This is a genomic window from Caballeronia eucalypticola, assembly GCF_047608185.1.
Taxonomy (GTDB): Bacteria; Pseudomonadota; Gammaproteobacteria; order Burkholderiales; family Burkholderiaceae; genus Caballeronia.
In genome coordinates, this window is record NZ_JBLKRU010000026.1 from 1 (window position 1) to 23,423 (window position 23,423).

Annotated in this window: 23 protein-coding genes; 13 read left to right on the forward strand and 10 right to left on the reverse strand. The window is 60.4% G+C overall.

Annotated elements, in window-relative coordinates:
• Positions 1-100 precede the first annotated feature (100 nt).
• The 8 genes from ACMX25_RS25780 to ACMX25_RS25815 all read left to right on the forward strand — a co-directional run bounded on the left by ACMX25_RS25780 (position 101) and on the right by ACMX25_RS25815 (position 7,243).
• Positions 101-1,459 carry an IS4 family transposase gene (locus tag ACMX25_RS25780; protein WP_436231370.1) on the forward strand — a complete coding sequence of 453 codons (1,359 nt, stop codon included), beginning with the start codon at positions 101-103 and terminating at the stop codon, positions 1,457-1,459.
• A 544-nt stretch (positions 1,460-2,003) separates the two neighbouring features.
• Positions 2,004-2,381 carry a hypothetical protein gene (locus tag ACMX25_RS25785; RefSeq protein WP_414952842.1) on the forward strand — a complete coding sequence of 126 codons (378 nt, stop codon included), beginning with the start codon at positions 2,004-2,006 and terminating at the stop codon, positions 2,379-2,381.
• 85 nt (positions 2,382-2,466) lie between these two features.
• Positions 2,467-2,751, forward strand: a complete 285-nt coding sequence (locus tag ACMX25_RS25790) for a hypothetical protein (RefSeq protein WP_414952843.1) — start codon at positions 2,467-2,469, stop codon at positions 2,749-2,751.
• On the forward strand, positions 2,748-3,032 hold the full coding sequence (locus tag ACMX25_RS25795; RefSeq protein ID WP_414952844.1) for a DUF6723 family protein: 285 nt from the start codon (positions 2,748-2,750) through the stop codon (positions 3,030-3,032). Before ACMX25_RS25790 ends, ACMX25_RS25795 begins: the two co-directional genes overlap by 4 nt.
• Positions 3,033-3,333: 301 nt before the next feature.
• The gene (locus ACMX25_RS25800; RefSeq protein WP_031362000.1) at positions 3,334-3,537 is read left to right on the forward strand and encodes a cold-shock protein; all 204 of its coding nucleotides are present in this window, start codon (positions 3,334-3,336) and stop codon (positions 3,535-3,537) included.
• A 414-nt stretch (positions 3,538-3,951) separates the two neighbouring features.
• Complete coding sequence (locus tag ACMX25_RS25805) at positions 3,952-4,176, forward strand: hypothetical protein (protein ID WP_414952845.1); 225 nt, start codon at positions 3,952-3,954, stop codon at positions 4,174-4,176.
• Positions 4,177-4,782: 606 nt separating this feature from the next.
• Complete coding sequence (locus tag ACMX25_RS25810; protein ID WP_414952929.1) at positions 4,783-6,489, forward strand: methyl-accepting chemotaxis protein; 1,707 nt, start codon at positions 4,783-4,785, stop codon at positions 6,487-6,489.
• A 289-nt stretch (positions 6,490-6,778) separates the two neighbouring features.
• Positions 6,779-7,243, forward strand: a complete 465-nt coding sequence (locus ACMX25_RS25815) for a DUF4126 domain-containing protein (protein ID WP_414952846.1) — start codon at positions 6,779-6,781, stop codon at positions 7,241-7,243.
• Between the two features lie 87 nt (positions 7,244-7,330).
• Here ACMX25_RS25815 and ACMX25_RS25820 read toward each other — a convergent pair whose 3' ends face one another.
• Positions 7,331-7,792, reverse strand: a complete 462-nt coding sequence (locus ACMX25_RS25820; RefSeq protein WP_414952847.1) for a response regulator — start codon at positions 7,790-7,792, stop codon at positions 7,331-7,333.
• Between the two features lie 277 nt (positions 7,793-8,069).
• Here ACMX25_RS25820 and ACMX25_RS25825 point away from each other — a divergent pair, with 277 nt between their 5' ends.
• On the forward strand, positions 8,070-8,774 hold the full coding sequence (locus tag ACMX25_RS25825; protein WP_414952848.1) for a response regulator: 705 nt from the start codon (positions 8,070-8,072) through the stop codon (positions 8,772-8,774).
• Positions 8,775-8,855: 81 nt separating this feature from the next.
• Positions 8,856-9,095 carry an AbrB/MazE/SpoVT family DNA-binding domain-containing protein gene (locus tag ACMX25_RS25830; protein ID WP_414952849.1) on the forward strand — a complete coding sequence of 80 codons (240 nt, stop codon included), beginning with the start codon at positions 8,856-8,858 and terminating at the stop codon, positions 9,093-9,095.
• Positions 9,096-9,168: 73 nt separating this feature from the next.
• Here ACMX25_RS25830 and ACMX25_RS25835 read toward each other — a convergent pair whose 3' ends face one another.
• On the reverse strand, positions 9,169-11,196 hold the full coding sequence (locus tag ACMX25_RS25835; RefSeq protein ID WP_414952850.1) for an ATP-binding response regulator: 2,028 nt from the start codon (positions 11,194-11,196) through the stop codon (positions 9,169-9,171).
• A 231-nt stretch (positions 11,197-11,427) separates the two neighbouring features.
• On the opposite strand from ACMX25_RS25835, the gene ACMX25_RS25840 reads away from it, so the two are divergent.
• Complete coding sequence (locus tag ACMX25_RS25840) at positions 11,428-12,201, forward strand: SDR family NAD(P)-dependent oxidoreductase (RefSeq protein ID WP_414952851.1); 774 nt, start codon at positions 11,428-11,430, stop codon at positions 12,199-12,201.
• Between the two features lie 16 nt (positions 12,202-12,217).
• Here ACMX25_RS25840 and ACMX25_RS25845 read toward each other — a convergent pair whose 3' ends face one another.
• Together ACMX25_RS25845 and ACMX25_RS25850 are read right to left on the reverse strand one after the other, a co-directional pair.
• On the reverse strand, positions 12,218-12,601 hold the full coding sequence (locus ACMX25_RS25845; protein ID WP_414952852.1) for a VOC family protein: 384 nt from the start codon (positions 12,599-12,601) through the stop codon (positions 12,218-12,220).
• A gap of 1 nt (position 12,602) precedes the next feature.
• Positions 12,603-13,565, reverse strand: coding sequence for a hydroxymethylglutaryl-CoA lyase (locus ACMX25_RS25850; protein ID WP_414952853.1), 963 nt, complete (start codon positions 13,563-13,565; stop codon positions 12,603-12,605).
• Between the two features lie 190 nt (positions 13,566-13,755).
• On the opposite strand from ACMX25_RS25850, the gene ACMX25_RS25855 reads away from it, so the two are divergent.
• Entirely contained in the window at positions 13,756-14,160 is a 405-nt protein-coding gene (locus ACMX25_RS25855; RefSeq protein ID WP_414952854.1) for a PaaI family thioesterase, read from the forward strand.
• Positions 14,161-14,249: 89 nt separating this feature from the next.
• Here ACMX25_RS25855 and ACMX25_RS25860 read toward each other — a convergent pair whose 3' ends face one another.
• Positions 14,250-15,386 (reverse strand): glutathione-independent formaldehyde dehydrogenase, encoded by a 1,137-nt coding sequence (locus ACMX25_RS25860; protein ID WP_414952855.1) that lies wholly within the window; start codon positions 15,384-15,386, stop codon positions 14,250-14,252.
• A gap of 342 nt (positions 15,387-15,728) precedes the next feature.
• Here ACMX25_RS25860 and ACMX25_RS25865 point away from each other — a divergent pair, with 342 nt between their 5' ends.
• Positions 15,729-17,099, forward strand: coding sequence for an MFS transporter (locus tag ACMX25_RS25865; protein WP_414952856.1), 1,371 nt, complete (start codon positions 15,729-15,731; stop codon positions 17,097-17,099).
• Here the strand turns inward: ACMX25_RS25865 and ACMX25_RS25870 are convergent.
• The 5 genes from ACMX25_RS25870 to ACMX25_RS25890 form a co-directional block, all read right to left on the reverse strand.
• Positions 17,088-18,221 (reverse strand): zinc-binding metallopeptidase family protein, encoded by a 1,134-nt coding sequence (locus ACMX25_RS25870; RefSeq protein ID WP_414952857.1) that lies wholly within the window; start codon positions 18,219-18,221, stop codon positions 17,088-17,090. The two genes, ACMX25_RS25865 and ACMX25_RS25870, sit on opposite strands and share 12 nt — an antisense overlap.
• Before the next feature lie 285 nt (positions 18,222-18,506).
• Positions 18,507-20,006 (reverse strand): efflux transporter outer membrane subunit, encoded by a 1,500-nt coding sequence (locus ACMX25_RS25875; RefSeq protein WP_414952858.1) that lies wholly within the window; start codon positions 20,004-20,006, stop codon positions 18,507-18,509.
• On the reverse strand, positions 20,003-21,019 hold the full coding sequence (locus ACMX25_RS25880; protein ID WP_414952859.1) for an efflux RND transporter periplasmic adaptor subunit: 1,017 nt from the start codon (positions 21,017-21,019) through the stop codon (positions 20,003-20,005). The genes ACMX25_RS25875 and ACMX25_RS25880 overlap by 4 nt, the downstream gene beginning before the upstream one ends.
• Before the next feature lie 7 nt (positions 21,020-21,026).
• Positions 21,027-21,236 (reverse strand): DUF1656 domain-containing protein, encoded by a 210-nt coding sequence (locus ACMX25_RS25885; RefSeq protein WP_414952860.1) that lies wholly within the window; start codon positions 21,234-21,236, stop codon positions 21,027-21,029.
• A gap of 40 nt (positions 21,237-21,276) precedes the next feature.
• Positions 21,277-23,418 (reverse strand): FUSC family protein, encoded by a 2,142-nt coding sequence (locus tag ACMX25_RS25890; protein ID WP_414952861.1) that lies wholly within the window; start codon positions 23,416-23,418, stop codon positions 21,277-21,279.
• Positions 23,419-23,423: the final 5 nt, after the last annotated feature.

A 23,423-nucleotide genomic window follows, 5' to 3' on the forward strand; every position in this document is an offset into this window, starting at 1 on the left:
GTAGCCCAAGGCGTCGTGCGCGGAAGAACGCGTTTACTTTCAATGACGTAGCGCTGCGCTTGTAAACTTTCAGCGGATCGCGTTTACTCTTGCTTTTTGAGTGGACGCATTGGTCACCGAATCGACGCCCTGGACCCAGACGGAATTCAAACAGCTCGAGCTCGGCGATGCGCGCCTGAACAAGCGAGCGAGGCTTTTGATGGAAAGAATGGCGGCCGACCCGATGGCCAGCGTGCCCAAGGCATGCCAGGGCTGGGGCGAGACGATGGCGGCGTACCGCTTCTTCGACAACGACAAGGTCGAATGGCATGCAATTTTGGAGCCGCATTGGCAGCAGACGCAGGAGCGCATGCAGGCCCATCGTGTCGTGCTCTGCGTGCAGGACACATCAGAGCTGGATTTCAATGGACAAGGCGCGATCGGACTCGGGCCGCTGAGCTATGAAGCCCAGCGGGGCATGTATCTGCACCCGACCTACGCGGTTACGCCGCAGCGCGAGCCGTTGGGCATTCTGGATGCGTGGATGTGGGCGCGGGAGAAGAAGGACGAATCCGGCAAGCGTGGCGGACTCAAGGAGAGTGTGCGCTGGATCGAGGGCTATGAGCGCATTGCCGAAATGGCGCCGAGCCTGCCCTCCACGCGTTTGGTGTATGTGGCCGACCGCGAAGCGGATCTGATGTCGCTGATGTTGCGAGCGCAGGAGCTGGGCACGCCGGCCGACTGGCTGGTACGAGCCGCTCATAATCGCTGCCTGCCGGAGGGAGACAAGCTGTGGGAGCGCACGAGCCGTGGGGAAGCTGTCGGGCAAATCGCCTTCACGATGGCTTCGCGCCATGGCGTCAAAGCACGCACGGTGCGCCAGCATCTGTGGGTGCAACGCGTGGAGTTGCCCGCGGGCAAAGGCAAGTGCATCGCTGCGACGTGCCTGGTCGCGCGCGAGTTCGAGGCTCCTGCGGGCGTTAAGCCGATCGAATGGCGTCTGTTGACCAATCGCACGGCCAGCACGGTGGAGGAGGCAGTCGAACTGATCGATTGGTATCGAGCGCGCTGGGAAGTGGAAATCTTGTTCAACATCCTGAAGAACGCGTGCCGTGTCGAGGCGCTTCAGTTGGGCACGATCGAACGGCTCGAGCGCGCGTTAGCGCTGTTTCTGGTGGTGGCTTGGCGTGTGGCTTATTTGATGCGGCTCGGACGAACCTGCCCGGATCTGGACGCGCACCTGTTCTTCGATCCCGATGAAATTCGCTCCGCCTACCTGCTCACGAAAACCCGAGCGCCGGCCCAACCGAAGCTCAACGAAGTATTGCGACTGATCGCGCGCCTGGGAGGTTTCCTTGGCCGCAAGGGCGATGGCGAACCCGGAGCAAAGACCATCTGGCTCGGCCTCCGAGAAGTTCATGTCGCTGCAAAAACATTGCGCCTCTTACGCGACGACGATGGTGACGACACTTCTGTATAAGGGAATGGGTTATATCTCCGGGGCATGTGATGTCCGATAAGACCAAAACCGCTGATCGCAGCCTGGAATAATCCAGTTGCGATCCGATACGTTGTCAAATATGGACAAGGTTTGTTGCAATGGGCCAATATAAGTAAGTCAAGAAGCCCTCGACAAATAATCCCGGCCGCTTTTATTCAGCGGATTAGCGCGCCGGGAAAGTTGCCCTAAGCGTCTGTATCGTCATATGTTTTGACAATGTAAATCCACCTCATCCGTTATTCAGATCTGGATTCGGCTAAAACTACCGTCTAGGCCGGATTTTGCCCAAATGCCGGAAAAAGCGACCGACGCACTTCAACTATTGCTTTAAAAATCGTCGCGACACCTCCGCTGGTCAAGCACCTCCGCCATCCTTTCAATGCCGGGCAAATGCCGATTTGCCTTGCCTCAAACAACGATTCGGGGCATTCTTAATCGTTCCGATGCCGATGACCGTCGGTTTGCATATCGGTCTTTAGCAGATTTTCACGACGGTCAGCGCAGTGTGTCCAGCGAGTGCGTTATGACCATCCATACCATCGAATATCGCGGCTATGCATTGCGCGCTTATTCGCAGCAGATTTTCCCGCCGCATGGCGATCCGTTTGCAAAAGGTCCCAAGCGTTTTTCCGCCATTGTCCAGATAGACGCCGTACCGTCAGACAGCGCAACGTCAAAACGCTATTCACCGGCGCTCAAAGGTACGGAGCCGGCCAGCGCCGACGACGCCATCGAATTGGCCATGCAATACGGTCGGGACATCATCGACGGCAAGGTTCAGGCCGGTGCACTGTATAACGCACGAAGCGGGCGGTTTTCGCGCTCGGTCCGGCGGTTCCAGCCATCCACGGCGGTGCCGGCTGCACCGTTACAGCCAGGCGCGGCGGACAACGCGACATGAGCGGCAACGCTCGCAGTCAAAAGTAGTATGCAGCAGCCATGCGCGACAAGACCTCGGGGCGTCGTGCAATAACCGAAGAAACATCATGAACGACACTGTAAGAAGCTACCGCGGCCTCGAAATAATGCCGCTGATCTACCCGCACAAGCCGCGCGGCGCGGACGGTTCCCGCCATTACGACTCGGGATTCGACGCAGCCGTGAAGATTTCGCGGCGCGGCGTTGACGACAGCACGACCACCAGCCGCGTATATCGGGTGCCGGGCACCGGTCCGTTCAGCGGGTCGGGTGAAGCACGGCTGGCGTCCACACGTTATGCAGAAAGTCTGATTGACGGCAACGTCGCGGGCGAATCGATTGCCGATCTATGAGTTATTCGCTCGATCACCCGCCCATGACCTCCTCGCTCGATATCCGAACGGCCGACAAGCCGGCCGGATGGGCCAATTACAACGTGGCGGCCTCGTCAAGGCGCGCAACGGGCGGAACCATGCCCACGCTACGGGTGACGCGAATCAGCGACAAGCGCGTGATCTATCCGTTTGTCGGCTGCGCGGACATGCCGCTGTTCCCGGACGCACAAGGCGCACGCGATTACGCCGAGCGATATGGCGCAAGCCTGGTGGATGGTGATATCGCGGTGCCTGAGTGATACCGGGCCGTACTGCGGAGCCTGCGCGGCTTGCAGACTGAGCCGGTGCCTAGCGCAAAACCTGACGCAAATTATGGCAATAGAGTTGTGAACGTTTCATTGTGTGACTAAGCGGGGTCCGAAATAGCTTGACACAGTGTCCCGCGCCACGTAATCTGTAAGTCGAAGTATTCAAGAAGCTCGATTGCTGTTCATCATTCTGCCTCGTTATCTCCGCGGTATTTGTTGTCCTCTCACTTCCTTGAAGCTTCTCTCGCCTCAATACGGGGTTGCATCATCTTTATATTTTCAAGGATTTAATATGGATACCGGTATCGTTAAGTGGTTCAACGACAGCAAGGGCTTCGGCTTCATTACGCCTGACGCAGGCGGCGACGACCTCTTCGCCCACTTTTCGGAAATTCGTAGCGACGGCTTCAAGACGCTCGCCGAAAACCAAAAGGTTAGCTTCGAAACCAAGCAAGGCCCGAAGGGTCTGCAAGCTTCGAACATTACCCCGCTGTAATTGGTGGTGTAATTGAAATATCGCGTAAATTGGCTCACGCCATTTTACGCGAGTAGTAAGTGTTTTCGCGGAGCTTCGGTTCCCGGTCGCGGCAGTCGCTCTTGTTATATTCATTGAACGGCTGCGCCACCACCAGCATTGCACCTGTCTGCCTTTGCTTGCATCTGTTTGCACTTCCACTTTAGTCCGCTTTAGTTAGTCTGCTTTAGTCCCTCTGCAATCTCCTGCAACTCGCTGCCACATGTCGCGATCTAAATCGAACGTTATTTGTTCGTTAGCGCGCTTGTGAATTCGGCTGCTGTCTGCTGTTTTTTCTGCTGCTTCCTCTGCGAATTTTTAAGGCCTCGTGCCTGTTATCACAGCGTCCTGACAATCAATGAATGTCGGACACGCGTTTGTTCGTGTGTATCACTAATGCATAATTCTAATATTTATTTGTACAACGGCTACAAAGTCGTTCCCTCTGCGCATCGTTTGCCGGATGGATCATTTGCGTCGAACCTTTTGCTCGAGCGCCATAGTGGCACCGAGAAGGGCAACCGCTATCAATTCCATGTTCTCGACTATTTCAAGAACGAGGCCCAAGCAATCGGTCACTCGCGCAAGTGGGCGCGCGAATGGGTCGATACCCGCGGCTGATAGTTGCGGCGGGTCCGGGTGCATTTGCCGTGGTGCGCGGTTAATCATTCCACGGTCCCGTTGAAACGGCTTGCTGTCAAAAGCACGCTCCAGACATTCGTTGATTCAAGCCTGTTGTTTGAAGCTTGAAATCGCAAGTCCGATCCAGTCGGCTTGCTCTTATCGTTCCTTGGCACACGCAACAACAGCGTCTGTCCCGTCGGCGCACCGCCCAGGTGCGCTGTTTTAGTTTCAAGCCTATCGATCGAGCGATTTGCGCCCTGCAGGTGCTATTGCGCTTGTCCTGCATCAGCCTATAAAACCCGGCTAAAAATACTTGTAGAATCTTTGCATCTTTACCCTCAAGCAACCTCGCTGCGCGGTCGTTAAAGCGGTTGCCTGGGTCGACAAATGTGTGACGGAGCATCAGAAAAGCTAGCGCGTTCGAGGGGTGAGAGCCTCGCCGTCAATAAACGCTTTGCGACAGGCACGGCGCGCGGACACACAGATCGATTTTCCCGCGCCGGATTCATACCGCTGCCGGCGCTTGGGGGTCAAGAACGGCAGCGGCTATTTAGCCGTCAAGAGCCCGTTCGGGGCAGGAGTCACCACGTGAACCTCAAACACATGACCATCAAGAGCAAACTTATTGCTGGATTCGGCGTGCTCTCAACCATTGTGCTCGTTGTATCGGCGATGTCGCTGCAGGCGCTGAGCAGTTCCACCGACGGTTTTTCTAACTACGTCCACGGTCCTGGCGCGCGAGCCGACATGGCAGCGCAGGTTCGCACAGCAGTGGACCGCCGTGCCATTGCGGCTCGCAATCTTGTGCTGGTGACGAAATCGACGGACCTGGAAATCGAGAAGGCCGATGTCACGCGTGCGTCGGAAGACGTGCAAGCGAGGCTGAAACTGCTGAACACCATGGTTGCGAGCGGACCCGGCAGCAGTGATGCCGCACGCAGTCTGGTGGGTGAAATCAATCGGGTGGAGACGCTGTACGGACCGGTCGCCAACGACATCGTGGGGCTCGCGCTGGCCGGCAAGCACGACGAGGCTATCGTCAAGATGGATGACGAATGCCGCCCGCTCCTGGCCGCGCTCGTGAAAGCGACGGACGCCTACGCCGATTTCACGCGCAACCGCCAGGAGCAACTGGTGCGCGACGCTGAAGATCAATATCAAGTGCAGCGCAACCTGCTGATCGCCATGTGCGTGGCCGCGATCGCCATGGCATTGGCAGCGGGCGTGTTCATCACGCGCTCAATCACGGTGCCGATCCGGCGCGCTGTCGATGTCGCCGGCACGGTGGCGCGCGGCGATCTTCGCAGCCGTATTGTGGTCACGCAGAACGACGAGACTGGCCAGTTGCTCGGCGCGCTCGCCGACATGAACGCGCGGCTGATCGAAACGGTGAGCCGCGTGCGGGAGAGCAGCGGCAGCATTGCGAGTGCATCGTCGGAGATCGCGACGGGGAACACCGACCTCAGCCAGCGCACGGAGCAACAGGCCGCGTCGCTGGAGGAAACCGCAGCGAGCATGGAAGAGCTGACATCAACGGTCAAGCAGAACACCGAAAACGCGCAGCAAGCCAGTGCACTGGCGACCAGCGCTTCGGATGTCGCCCAGCGTGGCAGCAAGGTGGTCGGGCAAGTGGTCGATACCATGCATGGCATCAGCGAAAGCTCGGCGAAGATTGCGGAGATTACCGGGATCATTGAAGGGATCGCGTTCCAGACCAATATCCTGGCGTTGAACGCGGCGGTTGAAGCGGCACGGGCCGGAGAACAAGGCCGTGGTTTTGCGGTGGTCGCGAGCGAAGTGCGCAGTCTCGCGCAACGGTCTTCAAGCGCGGCGAAAGAGATCAAGGACCTGATTGCGAACTCGGTGCTGCAGGTCCAGAACGGATCGGCGCTTGCTGGCCAAGCCGGTGAGACGATGTCGGAGGTGACCCAGGCCGTCGCGCGAGTGACTGACATCATGGAGGAGATTGCGGCAGCGTCGATCGAGCAGGGTCGAGGCATAGAACAGGTGAACCAGGCCATCACGCAAATGGACGAAGTCACGCAGCAGAACGCCGCGCTGGTGGAAGAAGCGGCGGCGGCATCCCAGTCGCTGCAGGATCAAGGACGGCAGTTGACGCAGGCCGTGGCGTTCTTCCAGATGGAAGGCACGGCGGTTGCATCACGTCCTGCGATTGCGCCGACAGCTAAGCCTGCGGTCCGCGCTGCGGCTTTGCCGGTTGCCAAGCGAGCCGTCAAACGTTCGCCCACTGCGCTGGGTGCATCGCTTAAAACGTCGGCTGCCGCCGAGGAGGGTTGGAGCACGTTCTGAGTCACCGCGGCAGCGTCCGGCAGGTGAGTAAAGCAGCGCGACTGCAGTCGCGCCGCTTTTTGCGTTTCTAGTGCAGGCGATGTTGTTAATCAAACTATGCTTCGTTATCCAGATAATTATTTTAAGGCTGGTCTCTTCGCGCTGTTGTCGAACTTTCCCACGAACATCTCGCTGCATCGAACGATTTTGATCGCTTTCTAATGCTGCGAATCTGCGGTATTCCTGTCGGGCGGGCGCGTGCACCCCTGCATCGCGCACATCCCAAATCGTTCAAGCACCGGAGCCGTCGATGTCCTTATATCTACTTGCCCTGTTGATAGGCGTTGTCGCCGGACTCCGCGCGATGACAGCGCCCGCCGCTGCAAGCTGGGCTGCGCATCTTGGCTGGTTGCCCGTCCAGCACACGCCGCTCGCGTTCCTCGGCGCGACTATCACGCCTTATATCCTGACCGTGCTCGCCATTGGCGAGCTGATTACCGATCAACTTCCGAAAACCCCCAGCCGCAAGGTGCCCATGCAATTCGGCGCGCGGCTCGTGACCGGTGCGGTGAGCGGAGCCGCGCTGGGTGCGGCGGCGGGCTCGATGATTGGCGGCGCGGTGGCGGGGCTGATCGGAGCAATTATTGGCACCCTGGGCGGCGCGAGCGCCCGCGGTGCGCTGGCTCGGGCAATCAGGCGCGATTTACCGGCGGCGCTGATAGAAGACGTGGTAGCAGTCGGCGGCGCGGTGTTGATCGTCATTTCGCTTGCTTGAATTTCGTCCGGGTGAGACCGGTGTAGTTCGGCATGAATGGCGTCGACGTCGGCATCGGCGCTGTTTCGGCTTGAATTCCGCACGGTCTCAATATCGGCACCGCTTCGGTATCGAGAAATAGGTGGCGAGCATCTCTGCCAGGCGCCAGGTAGCGCAGGGGCGCCGGCAATGGGCGTCGAAGCCTGCGTCTTTCAGGGTTTCGACCGGATCAGCCGGCCAGACATTGCTGATTGCGACCAGCAGGCGGCCGGTGATGTCGGCGTCGGGGCGCAGCGCGCTAATGAAGGCATAACCGGATTCGCTGTCGAGCCGCGTATCGAGTATCAATGCCTGGGGTTTCCAGTTCTGCAGCAGCGAACGTGCCGTTTTGAGGCTCTGGGTATGCATGACCTGCAGCCCGGTCAGCCGCAGCAGCGCGGCTAGTGACTCCCCGATCAATTTGTCCTGATGGGCGATCAGTACCCGCGGCGCGCCGATCGGCATGCGTGCCTGCTTGTCGCTCCACACTGCAAAGTGTCTCTCGTCATCCGTGCCTGAACGATTGCTCATGGTGTCCTCCTCCTGGTTTTATGTGACTTGACGGGGCGCCGGAGCCGTCGCTGGACAAATGACATCCAGAAACGGCAACTGCGGGTCCGGCGTTGGGAGTGCTGCGGAATCGATGAGCTAGTGTCGCGATTTAACGTTTTCCGCAACACCCGGTCGAGGAGGGGACGGGCGCGAACTTTTCGGGGGGGCCGCGAACCCCCCTTCGTATCCCTGCGAAAGGGGGGTGGCGAGACCCCGTCATGCCGTTACCATCAGGGTGTGATTTACGGGAATAGCAATGGAAAACGGTAATTTCAAAACGGTGCTGCTGGTCGAGGATGAGGGGCTTACGAGAAGCGCCATGAAAAGCCTAATCCTGGCCAACGAACCGTTGCTCGATATCGATGAGGCCGACGGCTTCGAACAGGCCACGGAGAAGCTGTCCGCGCGCTCGTACGATCTCGTTTTCCTCGACTATCAATTACGGGGCAATTCCACGGGACTCGATCTGCTGAACTGGATCGGGGAGCAGGAGCGCGAGGTACAGACCATCATGCTGTCCGCACAAGACGACCGCGATACGGTGCTGGAATGCATCAGGAGCGGCGCATGCGGCTTTATTTCGAAGGCGAGTGAGCAAGGGGCGGGCGTTTTCCGCGAGGCCCTCAAGACGATTCTGAGCGGTCGCGTGTATTTGCCCAACAGCGTGCTGGGAAAGGGCGGTCACAGCCCCAAGCCGGTGGCGACGCATTCCGGCGTGACGGTGGAGTCGCTGAATTTGCCGCCGCGCCTGACCGAGACGCTGCGCTATTTGCTGCAGGGTTTGTCGAACAAGGCGATCGCGAGAAAAATGAATATCAGCGAAAACACCGCCAAGGAGTATTCAAGCGATCTGCTCGCCCGGTTTCACGTGACCCGGCGAACGTTCCTGATCGTGGAAATGGCGCGACGCGGGATCGAGATGCCGATGGGCAACCCGGCGACCGCGGGTGCAGCACGGTAGGGAAGCACGGTAGGGAAGCTGGACCTGAGAGGTTTATAAAAATAAGCGCGGAAGGGATTTGCCGGTATTTGTGCCTCCAAAATGCCGCCTCGGTCTTGCCGCAGTGGCAAGACCGAGGCAATACCGGAATCCCACCTGCGTGAAAAGATAAAAAAACTGGCGGCAGCGCAGCTTACGACCGGTGAGGACGCCGGGCTCATCGGCACGATGCCTGCGGGTCTCCCCGCGTACGACCTCAATCACTTGCTGGCTGGCATTCCGCCATTCAACCTGCATGCTGAGGTTTGCTTCGGCCCGGCGGTTGGCGCTGAAGTCTTTTGAAATTGCCTTTTGCCGGTGAGATGTTCCGACGAAGTTAACGACCGCTTGTCCTCCAGCCGGTCGGTTTTTCTCCTCAGCAAGCGCTTGCAGCTTCCTCCACCGAACGCCTCGATATCAGCGACGCAATCTGCCGGCGCAACTCCGCCGGACTGACGGGCTTGCTTAGCACGTCGTGATCGCAGGCGAGCGGCACGATAGTCGCAGACGGCTCTCCGGTCACGACCAGGCACGGGCAACGCCGCCCCAGTTTCGCCGCCCCCAGCATGGCGACTTCGCGCGCCGTCTTCGAATCGCGCAAACGGAAATCCGTGATGATGAGATCCGGATAACGTTCGATGGTATTCAGCGTTTCCTCAAATTCCTCAAAGCTGCTCGACGAGTCGAACAGGATGCCCCATTGCACGAGCAACGCTTCCGTCGATGCCCGCACGAGGCTGTCGTCTTCAACCAGCAGCACATAGAGTCCATCGAGCGGCACGGTTTGCAAATCGGCGGCCTCGCCTCGCGAACGCGGCGCGGTTTCGCCCAGAGGCGAGCCGCAAATGGGCATTTCAAGCGAGAAGCGTGAACCGCGTCCTTCCGTCGATTTCAACTCGATCCGATGCTCCTCCAGGATGGACACCACGGCGTTCACGATCGACAGGCCGAGGCCGAGTCCCCGGTCGTTGTCCTGCTCGGCGTTGCCCACCTGGAAGAACGGCTGGAAAATCGAGTCCCAATGTTCCGATGCAATGCCAATGCCGTTGTCCACCACATCAATGCGCGTTCGCGTGGCCGAACGCACGACGCCCACGATGACCACGGGCTCGGCTTTCTTGCTGGCATCGGCGTAACGAATGCCGTTCGACACCAGGTTCACGATGGCCCGCCCAAGCCAATGCGCGTCACTGCGCACGTACACGGGCGCCTCGGGCATCCGCAGCCGCAACTCGACGCCATGCATGGCCGCGAGCGGGCGCAATTGTTCGGCCGCTTCCAGCACGGCGATCTTGAGGTCGAACACGTGATAGCGCGGCACGACCCGCCCCGACTCGAGCCGCGACAGATCGAGCACGGCGTTCAGGAAGCGCGCGAGGATCACGGACGACCGGCCGGATTCATCGATCAGCCGCGCGGCTTCGGTGACATCGTCGTGATGCAGCGCTTCGGCGGCAGCTTGCAGGAAGAGATTGAGCGCGTGCATGGGCTGCCGCAAATCGTGCGTGGCGGCGGCAAGGAAGTTCGACTTTTCCCGGCTGGCGGTTTCCGCGGCCAGCATCTGCTGCTCCTTGAGCGCGAGCAGTGCATTCGTCTTGGTGTCCTGATCTTTCCTCGATGCCAGCAGGTCCAGGTTCTTTCTTTCCAGTTGAACGTTTGCGGTGAGAAGCTCGTTATTGAGCACACCGAGTGCACGCTCTGCCGCGAAGCGTTCACGCGATACCCGCTCCGCATGCACGCACACGCCGTGGCCGATCACGACCACATTGAAGAGATAGAACAGGCCCATGTAGAAGTCTTCGGGCGAGAGAATCCTGATTGTGAATTGCAGGATGATGATCGCTGAAAACGTGACCACGGCGGCGGTCAGCGCCACGCTGGACTTCAGGTAAAAGAAGCCGAACTGGAAGAAAAATACGAGGTAGAGACCAACGAAATACCACGTGTAATTGAATGGTCCCGGGCTCAGGGCCACCAGCAGGAGCAGGATCAGGTTGCAGCCGTAGACGCCGGTGAGGATCACGCGCTGGGACGTGGCATGCGTCGCGAACGACGCCCTCAAGGTCAGGCTGCCGACGAACACGAGCAACACAATGCCGGCCAGCCGCAGCGCCATGATCTGCATGAAGACGGGGGCCAGCACGGCGCTTTCGCGGCCGAAATTGAAGTCATACCAGAGGAAGCAGACCCATACGCTTAACGCGAGAAGCGCCGATGCACGGCGAAAGGCGCAGAAACGGCGGCAATGGTCTTCGAGGAACTGGGCTTCGAAAGCGGCTTCGGGGAAGGGCTTCGGTATCGAAAGATTGCGGACGAGGCTCAAGCCCGCATCGCGCGCGGACGAGGAGAAGAGCCGCGACGGTTTGGTCGCGCCCATGTCGGCAATATGTTCGGGAACGTCCATGATTCGCTCACTCGAAAAAGGGCGTGACCGATTACTTTAGCTGACCACGCGCCTGAAGCAAACATCGTTTTTTACAAATCCCAAGTGCCTATCCGCCATGACTGCATGTCATTGGCGTCATGACCGCCGTGCGCTCGCTAAGGCCAAGCTCTCACGTTACGCTCGCTTTCATGTTTTCCGGATCAATATTCTTCCAGAGCTTATTTGTCTGATCTTTTAAAAGGTACCGACATGTTACGCATTTTCATCACAGGGTCTGCCGATGGGCTCGGTCAAATGGCCGCCCGTCTGCTCGTGGCGCAATGGCATCAAGTGGTCTTGCATGCCCGGCACGCCGAACGCGCGCATGAAGCAATGCAAGCCGTAAAAGGCGCAGAAGCTGCCATCTCCGGTGATTTATCGAGTATCGAAGAGACTATGCAGGTGGCCCAGGACGTTAACCGGCTAGGCCATTTCGATGCCGTGATTCATAACGCTGCGGTAGGGTATCGCGAGCCGCGGCGCATCGAGACGGTTGACGGTCTGCCGCACGTCTTCGCCATCAACACGCTCGCGCCCTACATCCTGACCGCGTTGATCGATAGGCCTCAGCGCCTGGTTTATCTCAGCTCCGGCCTGCATGAAAGCGGCGATTCCAGTCTCGACGATCTGCTTTGGCAGCAGCGGTCCTGGCAGGGGTCAAGCGCTTATTCCGATTCGAAATTGCACGATATCCTGCTCGCGTTCGGCGTGGCCCGCCGCTGGCCCGGCGCGTTGTCCAATGCCGTGCATCCCGGTTGGGTGCCGACCAAAATGGGCGGCTCGGGTGCACCCGATGACCTTAAAGCCGCGCCGCGAACGCAAGCATGGCTTGCCGTCAGCGATGAACCAGCCGCAAGCGTGACCGGCGAATATTTCTTCCATATGAAACGGCGTGAGCCGAGCGCCGCCGCCCGCGATTCGGATTTGCAGGACCGGCTAATCGAGGCGTGTGAGCGCTTGTCGGGGATTCGGCTGCCGGAGTGAGGTACGCCACCGTCCCTCAAATCAACTCGGAAATCTCGATCAGGTTCAGGTCGGGATCGCGGACGTAGACCGAGCGAATCTTCTGCGTGGCGCCGGTACGCTCGACCGGCCCTTCCAGGATCGGCCACTCGCGCTGCTTAAGGTGCGCAATCACATCATCCAGCGGCACGGCTGCAATGAAGCACAGGTCCAGCGCGCCCGGCACCGGCACATGCGCCTTCGGTTCGAACTCCTTGCCGCGCACATGCACGTTGATCTTCTGGTTGCCGAACTTGAACGCAGTCCTTCCCGCGCCGAACGTTTCGAGCTTCATCTGCAGGACTTCGGTGTAGAAATGGCGCGTAGCCGCTTCGTCGATGCAAGTCAAGACAAGGTGATCCAGGTGATCGATGATGGTCATATCAGGCTCCTTCCTTGGCAAATACGTGTTGTGCGGGGGCGCCGCCTACGTCTGTTGGCGGCGCGTCGTGCAGGTCGAGCCGGCGGCCGGCCTTGAGGATCTGGCTCGGCACGTCGTGACCGATCAGGCGCGGCAGCAACTCGGCGGCGCGGAGCGTTGCGGCGAGGTCGACGCCGGTGTCGTAGCCGTCCAGTTGCAGCATATGGACTAGCTCCTCCGTACACACGTTGCCGCTTGCACCCGGCGCGTAGGGACATCCGCCAATGCCGCCAAGCGATGCATCGAAACGATCGATGCCTGCTTCGAGTGCCGCCAGCGTGTTGGCCAGCGCCATGCCCCGCGTATTGTGGAAGTGCAGCGTGAGTTCGAGTGCGGGGAACGCCGCGCGCACGCGCTCGCAAAGTGCCTTCACCTGGGAGGGGAACGCCATGCCGGTGGTATCGCAGAGCGTCACGCCACGCACGCCGAGTCGAGCGAAACGTTCAGTCCAGCGCAGCACTTCTTCCACCGCGATGTCGCCTTCCATGGGGCATCCCATCGATGTGGATAGCGATACATTGATGGCGACTGGCGTTGCCTTGACCACCCCAATCACATCGCTTAATTGCGCGAATGACTGGTCGCGGCTCGTGCGCAGGTTCGCGCGATTGTGGGTCTCGCTCACCGACATCACGAGATTGACTTCGTCGACACCGCATGACAACGCGCGTTCCGCTCCGCGCACATTGGGTACGAGCACCGTGTAGACCACGCCGTCGCGCCGCGCGATGCCATGCATCACGGCTTCGGCGTCGCGCAACGCGGGAATAGCTTTCGGCGATGTAAACGACGTCACTTCGATCTTCGCGAATCCGCACGCACTTAAGGCGTTGACCAGGGCAATCTTCGCGTCGGTATCGACGAATTGTTTTTCATTCTGAAAGCCGTCTCGGGTCGCGACTTCCTGGATATACAGGCGTTTCATAGAGCTCCTCATGTCGGATGGTGGCGCGTTATACAGACATGATGAACCTGCATCGATAGCCTGAAAATCGCTGGATTTTCCACGACCGTTTCCAAATTGGAAAGGCTCACGCGGGCGGCTTCGCACGCCAATCGTTTCGTCATGGCACAGTCTGGGTTAATCCCACCATTTCCGGCAGGAGCTTTCTTCGATGTCCGACTTCGTTCTCGACAATCCGTTTCTCGAATTCCTCGATGCACGCCTCGTTGCGTGGAGGAGCGGTTACGCCGAGTTCCGCATGCCCATTCAAGCGCGTAATCTGAACCGGCAAGGTGTGTTGCAAGGCGGCGCGGTGGCAACCTTGCTCGATGCCGCATGCGGTTATGCAGGTCTCTATGCCGAGCAGGATCAACCGGCCATTCATGGTTTCACGCTTTCGCTGACGGTCAATTATCTCGATACAGGGTTGGGCGAGAGCGTCACGGCAAAAGGGTTTATCGAACGCCAGGGACGCAGCATTTTTTTCTCGCGCGGGGAAGCATGGGTCGATGACAAGCTCCTGATTGCAAGCGCGCAAGGGACGTTCAAATATGCCGGCACGCATGGGAAGAAGTGATTTTTTGCAGGCCGTAAGCAGTCAAAAAAGCGCCGGTATTCAAGTTCCCGGCGCTTCTGCTTCAACCGGCATGTACGCACTTCACGAACTCAAGCTGCCGGCTTGAGCACCACCTTGGTCCAGCCGTCGTCACGCGCGTCGAAGTGTTCGTAACCTTCGGGCGCTTTCTCAAGCGGCAATTCGTGCGAAATAATCACCGATGGTTTCGCCTTGTCCGCCGCAATCAGGTCACGCAGCTTGCGGTTATAGGCCTTCACATTGGCCTGTCCCGTCGCAATGTGCTGGCCCTTCATCCACATCGTGCCGAAGTCGAATGCAAGCTGACCCTTCTGCATCAGCTTGTCTTCGGACTTCGGATCTTCGGCCACGAACACGCCGACCACGCCGATACCGCCCGTCGCGCGCACTGACTTGACGAGGTTGTTCATCGTCAGGTTCGGCACTTCATGGCCCTTGCAACTGCATTGATAACCGACGCATTCGCAGCCCCGGTCCGCGCCTTCGCCGCCGGTCATTTCCAGGACTTGGTCGACCGCTGAACCATCGCTGTCGTCAATGGGGATCGCGCCGATTTTCTCCGCGAGCCTGAGCCGGTCCGGGTGGGAATCGACGACCATCACCTTGCTCGCGCCTTTGATGCCTGCGGACATCGCGGCCATCAACCCGACTGGCCCGGCGCCGTAGATGACGACGCTATCGCCCGGTTCCACGCCCGCCAGCACGGTCGCGTGATACCCGGTCGGAAAGATGTCGGACAGCATCACGTAGTCGTTTTCCTTCTCCTCGGCATCGGGCGGCAGCAGCAGGCAATTGAAGTCGCCAAACGGTACGCGCAGGTATTCGGCTTGTCCGCCTTCATACGGTCCCATGCCAGCGAAACCGTACGCCGCGCCTGCCATGCCCGGATTGGCCGTCAGGCAGAAACCCGTCAGGCCCTTCTCGCAGTTCTTGCAAAATCCGCAGCCGATGTTGAACGGAAGACAAACGCGATCGCCCTTTTTGATGCGCTCGACCCCTGCGCCGACTTCAACGACCACGCCCAGATTCTCGTGACCGAAGATGCGGTTCGTTTCCATATTGGTCCGGCCTTCGAACATATGCAGGTCCGAGCCGCAGATGTTCGTGGTGGTGATCTTGACGAGTACATCCGTTGGTCGTTGAATTTTCGCGTCCGGCATTTCCTTCACTGTCACCTTCCGCGGTCCTTCGTATACGAGTGCTTTCATCGTTACTCCTTGGGTGGTTATTCCTTAGGGCCGCCGACGGCGGATAACGATGGTTTCAGTAGTGCGCGTTCCTGCGGCGGCCCGTTCGAGGAACCGGTAACGATGACGTGCGCCGGCCCGCTGTACGCAGATTTTGCGAATGACGGAAAGCTTTCCGCTTCGTCAGGAGCGTGTGTTCACGCCGGCTGTGCGTGCAGCCGGCAGAACCGATGTCGCTTCGGTCCTATCACCATGACGTGATCGTTCTAGGAGCAGGGTTTATGGTCGCATCTACTCGGAGGGATTGATCCAACGCGTATCCGGTGTGCCGGTTCGCTAAAAACCTTATCCGGGAGTCATCGAATGTCGAGAACGTTGGAAGCGCCGCCCCCTGAAGTCGACCTTAATACGCTGCGTAAGGTGATCCTCGCGGCATCCATCGGCAATTTCGTCGAATGGTTCGACTTTGCCGCGTATGGTTTTCTCGCGACCATCCTCACGAAGGAGTTTTTTCCGAGCGGGGACCCGGCTATTGGATTGCTCAAGACCTTCGCCGTCTTCGCCGTGGCGTTTGCGTTCCGGCCGCTGGGCGGCATTGTGTTCGGCGTGATTGGTGACCGCATTGGCCGCAAGCGCACGCTTGCCTTGACGATCCTGATGATGGCCGGAGCGACCACCCTGATCGGATTTCTGCCGACGTATGCCGCCATCGGCGCAATCGCGCCGTTCCTGTTGACGGTCATCCGCTGCGTGCAGGGTTTCTCCGCCGGGGGTGAATATGCGGGCGCGTGCGCCTACGTGATGGAACACGTGCCGCAGCATAAGCGGGCGCGTTACGGCAGCTTCGTGCCGGTATCGACGTTCTCGTCCTTCGCGGTGGCTGCGATCGTCGCTTACGCACTCGACGCGTCTCTTTCCGCCGATGCCATGAGCACATGGGGCTGGCGCGTGCCGTTCCTGGCCGCAGCGCCGATTGGCCTGATCGGGCTGTATTTGCGGATGAATCTCAGCGAAACCCCCGCTTTTCGCGCACTTGAAGGCGAGCATGACGTGGCGCATGCGCCGCTGCGTGACACGCTGCGCACGCAAGCGGGCGGCATCCTGAAACTGGGTGCTTTCATCTCGGTGACGGCGTTGTCGTTCTATATGTTCACCACGTATTTCGCGACCTATTTGCAAGTGGCGGGCGGGTTGAATCGCGCGACGTCGCTGCTGATCACGGTGATAGCGCTGTTTTTCGCGGCGGCGCTGTGTCCGCTGGCGGGGCTCTATTCGGACTGGGTCGGGCGCCGGAAGACTGTGTTGACGGCGTGCATTATCCTGATCGCGACGGTTTACCCGTCGTTCTCGCTCGCGGGATCGGGGCACTTTTTGCCGTCGGTGCTTGGCGTTGGCATGCTTGCGATTGGCGCGGCGCTGGCGAACGTGGTGACGGCGCCTTTGTTGTCGGAAGTCTTCCCAACCCGCACACGCTATACGGCTTCAGCCATTACTTACAACCTGGCCTATACGGTGTTTGGCGGCACGGCGCCGCTCGTCGCCACGTGGCTGATCACGACGACGGGCAACAACATGTCGCCTGCGTTGTATCTGATCGTGATCTCGGTGATGGGATTGATTGGTGGATTGATGTTGTCGGAGACATCGAAGGTGTCGCTGCATGGCGCGAGTCCGGCTCTCCCCGATGCAACCACCGCCGCAACATTGAAAAGCGCACCGGGGTCAGTGGCTTAATTTACTCTTTTTGCGGCTTGCCGACGGCTTGATAACCGCTGCGACGGCTACGTCCGGCAATGGCTGGACGTGCCCCGCGGCGGCGATCACGCGATCCACGAAGCGCAGTTTCTCGACGACGGGCGGCGCGAGCGCAAACGGATAGGCGTCCGGCATGCCGAGACTGCGATTCAGGCTGTTTAACGCGTAGGTGAGCGGAAACCACTGTTTCATCAGATGATCGAACGTGGCTTCACCGGGCGGCACCTCGACCGCCAGCGTAGGGTCCAGCGAGTTCCCCGGCATCAGCGCGACGCCGCAGGCCATGGCGGTATCGACGGTATCCACGATATGCAGGTAATGCGCCCAGGTTTCCGCCCAATCCTCCCACGGATGCGTGGTCGCGTAGGCACTCACAAACGATTTGCCCCAGTTTGGCGGCGCTCCCTCCTTGTAATGCCTGGTCAGCGCTTCACGATAACTCGCGCGCTCATCGCCGAATAGCTCACGAAAATCCGTGATCCATGGAGTATTGGCGACGAGACGATCGAAATAGTAGTGACCAATCTCGTGCCGGAAATGCCCGAGCAACGTGCGATACGGTTCGCCCATCGCAAGGCGGACGCGCTCGCGCTGGGCGTCATCGGCTTCCGCGATATTCATGGTGATCAGCCCTCGATCGTGACCTGTCAGCACTCTTTTGCCGCGTTTATCTTCCAGGAATTTGAACTGCAGGCCGGTTTTCGGATTGTCCTGGCGTGATTCCACGCGCAGTCCCAGTGCACCCAGCGTGTAGAGCAGGCGGCGTTTGGCCGCTTCCAGCCTGAACCAGTAATAGCGGCGGTTCGGCACGCCCAGGTTGGGAATGGTGTGGGTCAGGCGGCAGGCGTGACACAGCGGGTCGGTGGATTCGGCCGGGACCATCCAGTTGCAGACTTTCTCGACTTCGTAGTTATGACAGCGTTTGTACAGCGTGTCCCGGTGTTCAGGGTGCCGGCTGCGCCAAAGACCGTCGCCTGCGTCTTCGAAAGCACTGATTTCAGCTATTTCGGGGATAAAACCAAGCAGCGATTCGCAGCGTTCGCAGCGAAAATTCTCGAAGAACACCAGTTGATTGCAATGATTGCAATGGAACGTTTTCATAGGCCCGGGGTATCGAAGTGCATGGAGCATGTTTCTCTGGTATGGGCATGCGCGCCGGTAGTTCATCCGAGCAACCTGCGTGCCGCGGGAAGCGATTCCAAGGGTAGTGGTGGGCCTAGCTTACGCGCTCTGTCAGACAGACGTGTTCGTGCCCGGGAGCGGGCAGGGAAGTGTGAGGGATGTTCTGCTGTCAGAGCCGTGATGGATGCGCCAACGCGGATAGCGTCGCGCGGTTCGCCGGCATCATCATTCAGGATGCCGATCTAACGCCGATTTAACGCTAGCTCACTGATTTGTGGTGCTAGCGCTTGCTGCCACCGGCACGGTGGCGGCCTTGGCCGGGTTCGAGTTCGGGTTCGGGTTCGGGTCCATCTCCCATCCGCCGCCCAGCGCGAGGAACAAGTTGACCTGATCGAGCGCGACCTGTCCTCGTGCGGCAGCCAACTGCGAATTCGTCGTGGTCAGCACGCGCGTCGCATCCAGGTCGGCGATAAACGATTCCCGCCCGGCGAGAAAGAAACGATGAGTCTGGTCCGCGGATTCGGCTGCGGATTTCTGCGCGGCGGTCAATGCGTCGGCGCGGGTGTAATCGGCGGCATAGGTGGCGAGGCTCGACTGCGTTTCCCGCAGCGCTTTCAACACGACGCCATCGAACTGGGCCAGCGCGGCATCGGCGCCGTACTGCGCTTCCTGAATCCGGCCGCGCTGTCCGTTCGCCGGGAAGCTCCAGCTGATCAGCGGTCCGAAGCCCCATCGTGCGGTCGGCTGCGTGCCAAGATCCTCGAGCACGCCCGTTAATCCCGCCGATGCTCCAATGCTCACCGTCGGAAACAACGCGCCCGTGGCTACGCCAATCCGCGCTGTCGATCCAGCGAGCTTTCGCTCCGCCTCGCGCACGTCGGGACGCCGTCGCAGCAACGCAGCGCCGTCGCCGACAGGCAACGGCTGCGCGATCACCGGCGTCTTGTCGCAGGCAAACACGCCCTTGGGCAAGTCGGCGGGCGCACGCGCGAGCAGCGTCGCGAGCTGGTATTGCGCGATCCGCCGGCGTGCCGTGAAGACCGGAATGTTCGCCGAAAGTGTTTCCACTTGCGTCTGGCCGCTCGTGACATCGGGTGCGTTGCCGCGACCTGCCTGCTGCAAGCGCCGCGACACCGACACGCGCTGGCGCTGCAAGTCAAGTGAGCGCTGCGCGATGCGAAGCTCTTCCGCCGCGGAACAATTCTGCACGTAAGCCCGCACCACGTCGGCTACCACCGTGATGCGCGCCAGGTCGGCTGCGGCCTGCGTCGCATCGCTGTCGGCGCGCGCGGCTTCCACGCCGCGTCGAAGCGTGCCGAACAGATCGAGTTCGTAAGAAATGTTGATGCCGACGTCGCCTTCATTCGCGACCGGGATCTTTTCAAAGATCAAATATTGTTCCGCCGATTCCTGTGCGCGTTTGAACGCAGCGGATGCCCCGCCTGAGAAGCCGCCTTGCGCCTGCGCCACGCCGAGAGCCGCGCGCGAGCGGCCGAGATTGGCCGCGGCAACGCGCAAATCCGTGTTCGATGCCATGGCTTGCTGGACCAGATCGTCGAGGACGGGGTCGTCGTAGAGGCGCCACCAGTGCGCCGGCACTGACCCGGTCGACACGGTCGACTGACCATCGGCACCGTCGAGCGGGGCGTTGGCGAAGGGCGCGTTAACAACAGCTTCTTTCGGCACCGAGTAGTCGGGACCGACCGTAAAACACGCGGCAAGCGCGAGCACGAACGGCGTCAGGACGAGAGCGCGCGGCTTCATTGACTTGCACCCAACGTGGATACGGCCGGTGCGGAAGCAGCCGGCGTGGAAGCTGCGGCAGCGGCGCTCGCTGGCGCAGCACCTGAAGCACCCGAGGCAGCAACGACGCCGCTCGCGTCACCCGTCGTATTCGATTTGGCGAGCGGCGTGATATCGCGCACCGATACCGTCGCCGTGCGTCCCGCGATCATGCGAAAGTCTGCCGGCACTTCATCCAGCGCGATGCGCACCGGAATCCGCTGTGCCAGCCGTACCCAGCTGAACGCCGGGTTCACGTTCGGCAGCAGGTTCGATCCCTGCACCCGGTCGCGATCCTCGATCCCCGCCACGATGCTCTGCACATGTCCGTGCAGCATCTTCGTCTCGCCCATGATCTTGATGTCCACCTGCTGCCCGATATCGATCCCGTGGAGCTTGGTCTCCTCGAAATAACCGTCGACACGGAAAGAATGCAGGTCCACCACCGACAGCACCGAGCGTCCCGCCGTCACGTATTCGCCCGTGCGCGGCGCGCGATCGTTGAGATAACCGTCGACGGGACTCACTATCGTCGTGCGCTGCAGGTTGAGTTTTGCGGTATCGATAGCAACATCAGCATCCGCCAGCGCCGCTTCCGCGGTTTGCACGCGCGAGTGGCTTTCCTCGGTCACTTCGCGCGCGACGAGGTCGCCGAGCGTGCGGTTGCGGGCATCTTCCCTTCGCGCCTGATCGAGCGTCGCGCGGCGCTGCAGGGCCGTGGCCTGCGCCTGACGCAGCGTGAGCGCGTAACGCGCCTGATCGATGACAAACAGCACCTGGCCTGCGTTCACCGGCTGGTTATCGACCACGTTCACTTTCACGATCAGGCCGCCCACATCGGGCGCCACTTGCACGACATCGGCGCGCACGTGGCCATCGCGCGTCCAGGGCGCGAACATGTAGTAATCGACCAGCCGCCACAACACGAATGCGGCGATCGCCACGACGACGAGCGTAAAGAGGATCTGTCCAACGGAGAACCAGGCTTTTTTCACGATAATTTCACGGTAATAGCCGATGCGAAACAATGACCACGATGCCAAGCACGATCACGTAGATCGCGAGGTCGAAAATGGAGCGATGCCAGACGAAACGGTACAGGCCGACGCGAGCAAACACCCGCGTGACGACCAGGCAGAACAGGTACGACACCAGCATCAGTACGAGCGCGGCGGGCAGGAACACGCCATAGATATCGACTTCACCGATCATCGCGCGGCGTCTTGCAAAAAGGAGTGGAAGGAGCGGCGTGTCATGCAGCAGGCCCCGGTTGGGCGGGCGATGCGGGCGCGAGCTTGAACATCTCCGGAAACAACGACAAACGCATGCCCACGAGCGCATGCAACGCATCGCGAATCTGGCGTCCGGGGAGGGCGGGCGTCCCGGCAGGCTGCGCTGCTTCGGCCGCCGCTTCTATCTGCACCGCGCCGCCGCGCCGCGTGATGCGCTCAAGCGCTGTATCGATAGCTGTCTCCAGGCTCGCCGGCACCGGCTGACGCGCGCCGCGCTCGACGCACTGCTGGAAATAGGCGCGCACGCCTTCCAGCACGTGATCGATGGAAGCAAGGTCGGCGTCGTGCAGGCGTCGCCGCAAACGCCGCAAATCGAGCGAGTTAAATGCGATTCGCAGATCGCGAAAACTTTCGATGGACGGATGACGCTGATCGTCGCTGGCGGCGAGACGCGGGATGACTTGCATGAGACGGTCGATCATGCGCGCGGTGTGATTTTTCTGGTCGTCGATGGATCGCGCCGATGCGCTCAGCGCCACGTCGCGCCAGCCCGAGCGGATCAGCCGCGCGGCCGCCAGTTCAGCGCCGAACGGCCGCGTCACGCGAGTCCAGACGAACGCGAATAACAAACCCGCCGGTCCTGCCAGATTGCTGTTCATGAAGGTCAGGAAGTTCGCGTCGTAGGTGCCCTGGATGCTGATGAAGGTGGCGGTGTTCACGGCGGTCAGCATGGTCGCCAGGTTGAACTGCGGCCGCGGGATCAGCGTGCCGATCAAAATGAATGGGACTGCGAACATGATCACGAGCATGGGGAAGTCATGCACGGTCGGCAGGATCACGAAGAGATACAGTCCCGCGAGCACCACGGCAAGGCATGTGTAGGTAAAGAACGCGAATACCTGAGGCGCGGGTTCATCGAGGGCAGCGAAGAAACAGCACGCCACCGCGGCCAGCGTGACCGCGCCCGCGCCGTCGTTCCACCCGGACGAGATCCAGAGGCTCGACGCGATAAAAATGGCCAGCGAGGCCGATCCCGCCGAAAACAGCAGCATGCCGCGGTCGAAGTACTGCTGCGTACCGCCGAGCCGCCAGTGCCGATAACGGGGTCGCCAACTGCCCTGTTCGTTCGCGATGATGACCCGCAGCGCGCGGCAATCCTGCCAGACATCGACGAGTTGTTTCAGGCGCCACAAGGTGTTCGACAGCAGCGCGCCTTCCCAGGTCTGCAGAGCGTCCGCGTTGGGTTGCAGGCTCGCGATCCGGCTGCGCAACGCGTCGGCCTTGGGGTCGTTATTGGCGTTGATGGCCGATGCTGCACCGGTGCGTGAGGGCAGCGGTTCATCGAACCATGTGACGATATCGGCGAGAAGTGACGCAAGACCCTCTGGCGGCGGGTTCTGGCCGTTGAACAACGCGGCCAGCGGGTCGCTGATTGCCGACATGATCGGCATCAGCAACTGCATCCGGCCACGCAGCGCCTGCGTGCGTGCCAGTACATCGGGCCGGGTATGGTCGTAGGCAAGCTGGCTCAGCAGGAATTCAAGCGCGTTGACGGTGACCGCGAGGCGTTGCCGGCATGCCGAGATCGCCGTGCCGCTGGTTCGCCCGGAAAGCGTTTCTTTCGCATAGAAAGCGGCGTCGCGGAACCACGCGTCGGTCCGTTCTATGAGCGTAGGCGCGAGGCGGCTCGGCAAGATCACGCCGCCGACCACGCTGGCGCACACAATGCCGAGCACGATCTCCTCGGTCCGCGACACCGCGAGATCGAAGATGCCCGACGGGGCCATGACGGAGGGCAGCGCGATCAACGGCATGGTGTACGCAGCCAGCATGAACACATAGCTGCGCGCGGTGCGGTCGGAGATGGCGAGCAGCAGCAGCGTGCCGGTCCATAACGCGACGACCGCGCTGAACAAGTAGGGCGACTCGACGAAGGGCGGCACGAACAGCACGGCGGCCGATGCGCCGATCATGGTGCCGAGCGCGCGATACAGCGCCTTGGACCGCGTCGCCCCCACGAACGGATTCGACACGATATACACCGTCGCCATCGCCCAGTAAGGCCGCGGCAACTCCAGCTTCAGGCCGATATACAGCGCCAGCATGGAAGCGGCGAAGGTCTTGACCGAGAATATCCATTCGCGTGAACTGGGGTACGTCATGGTGC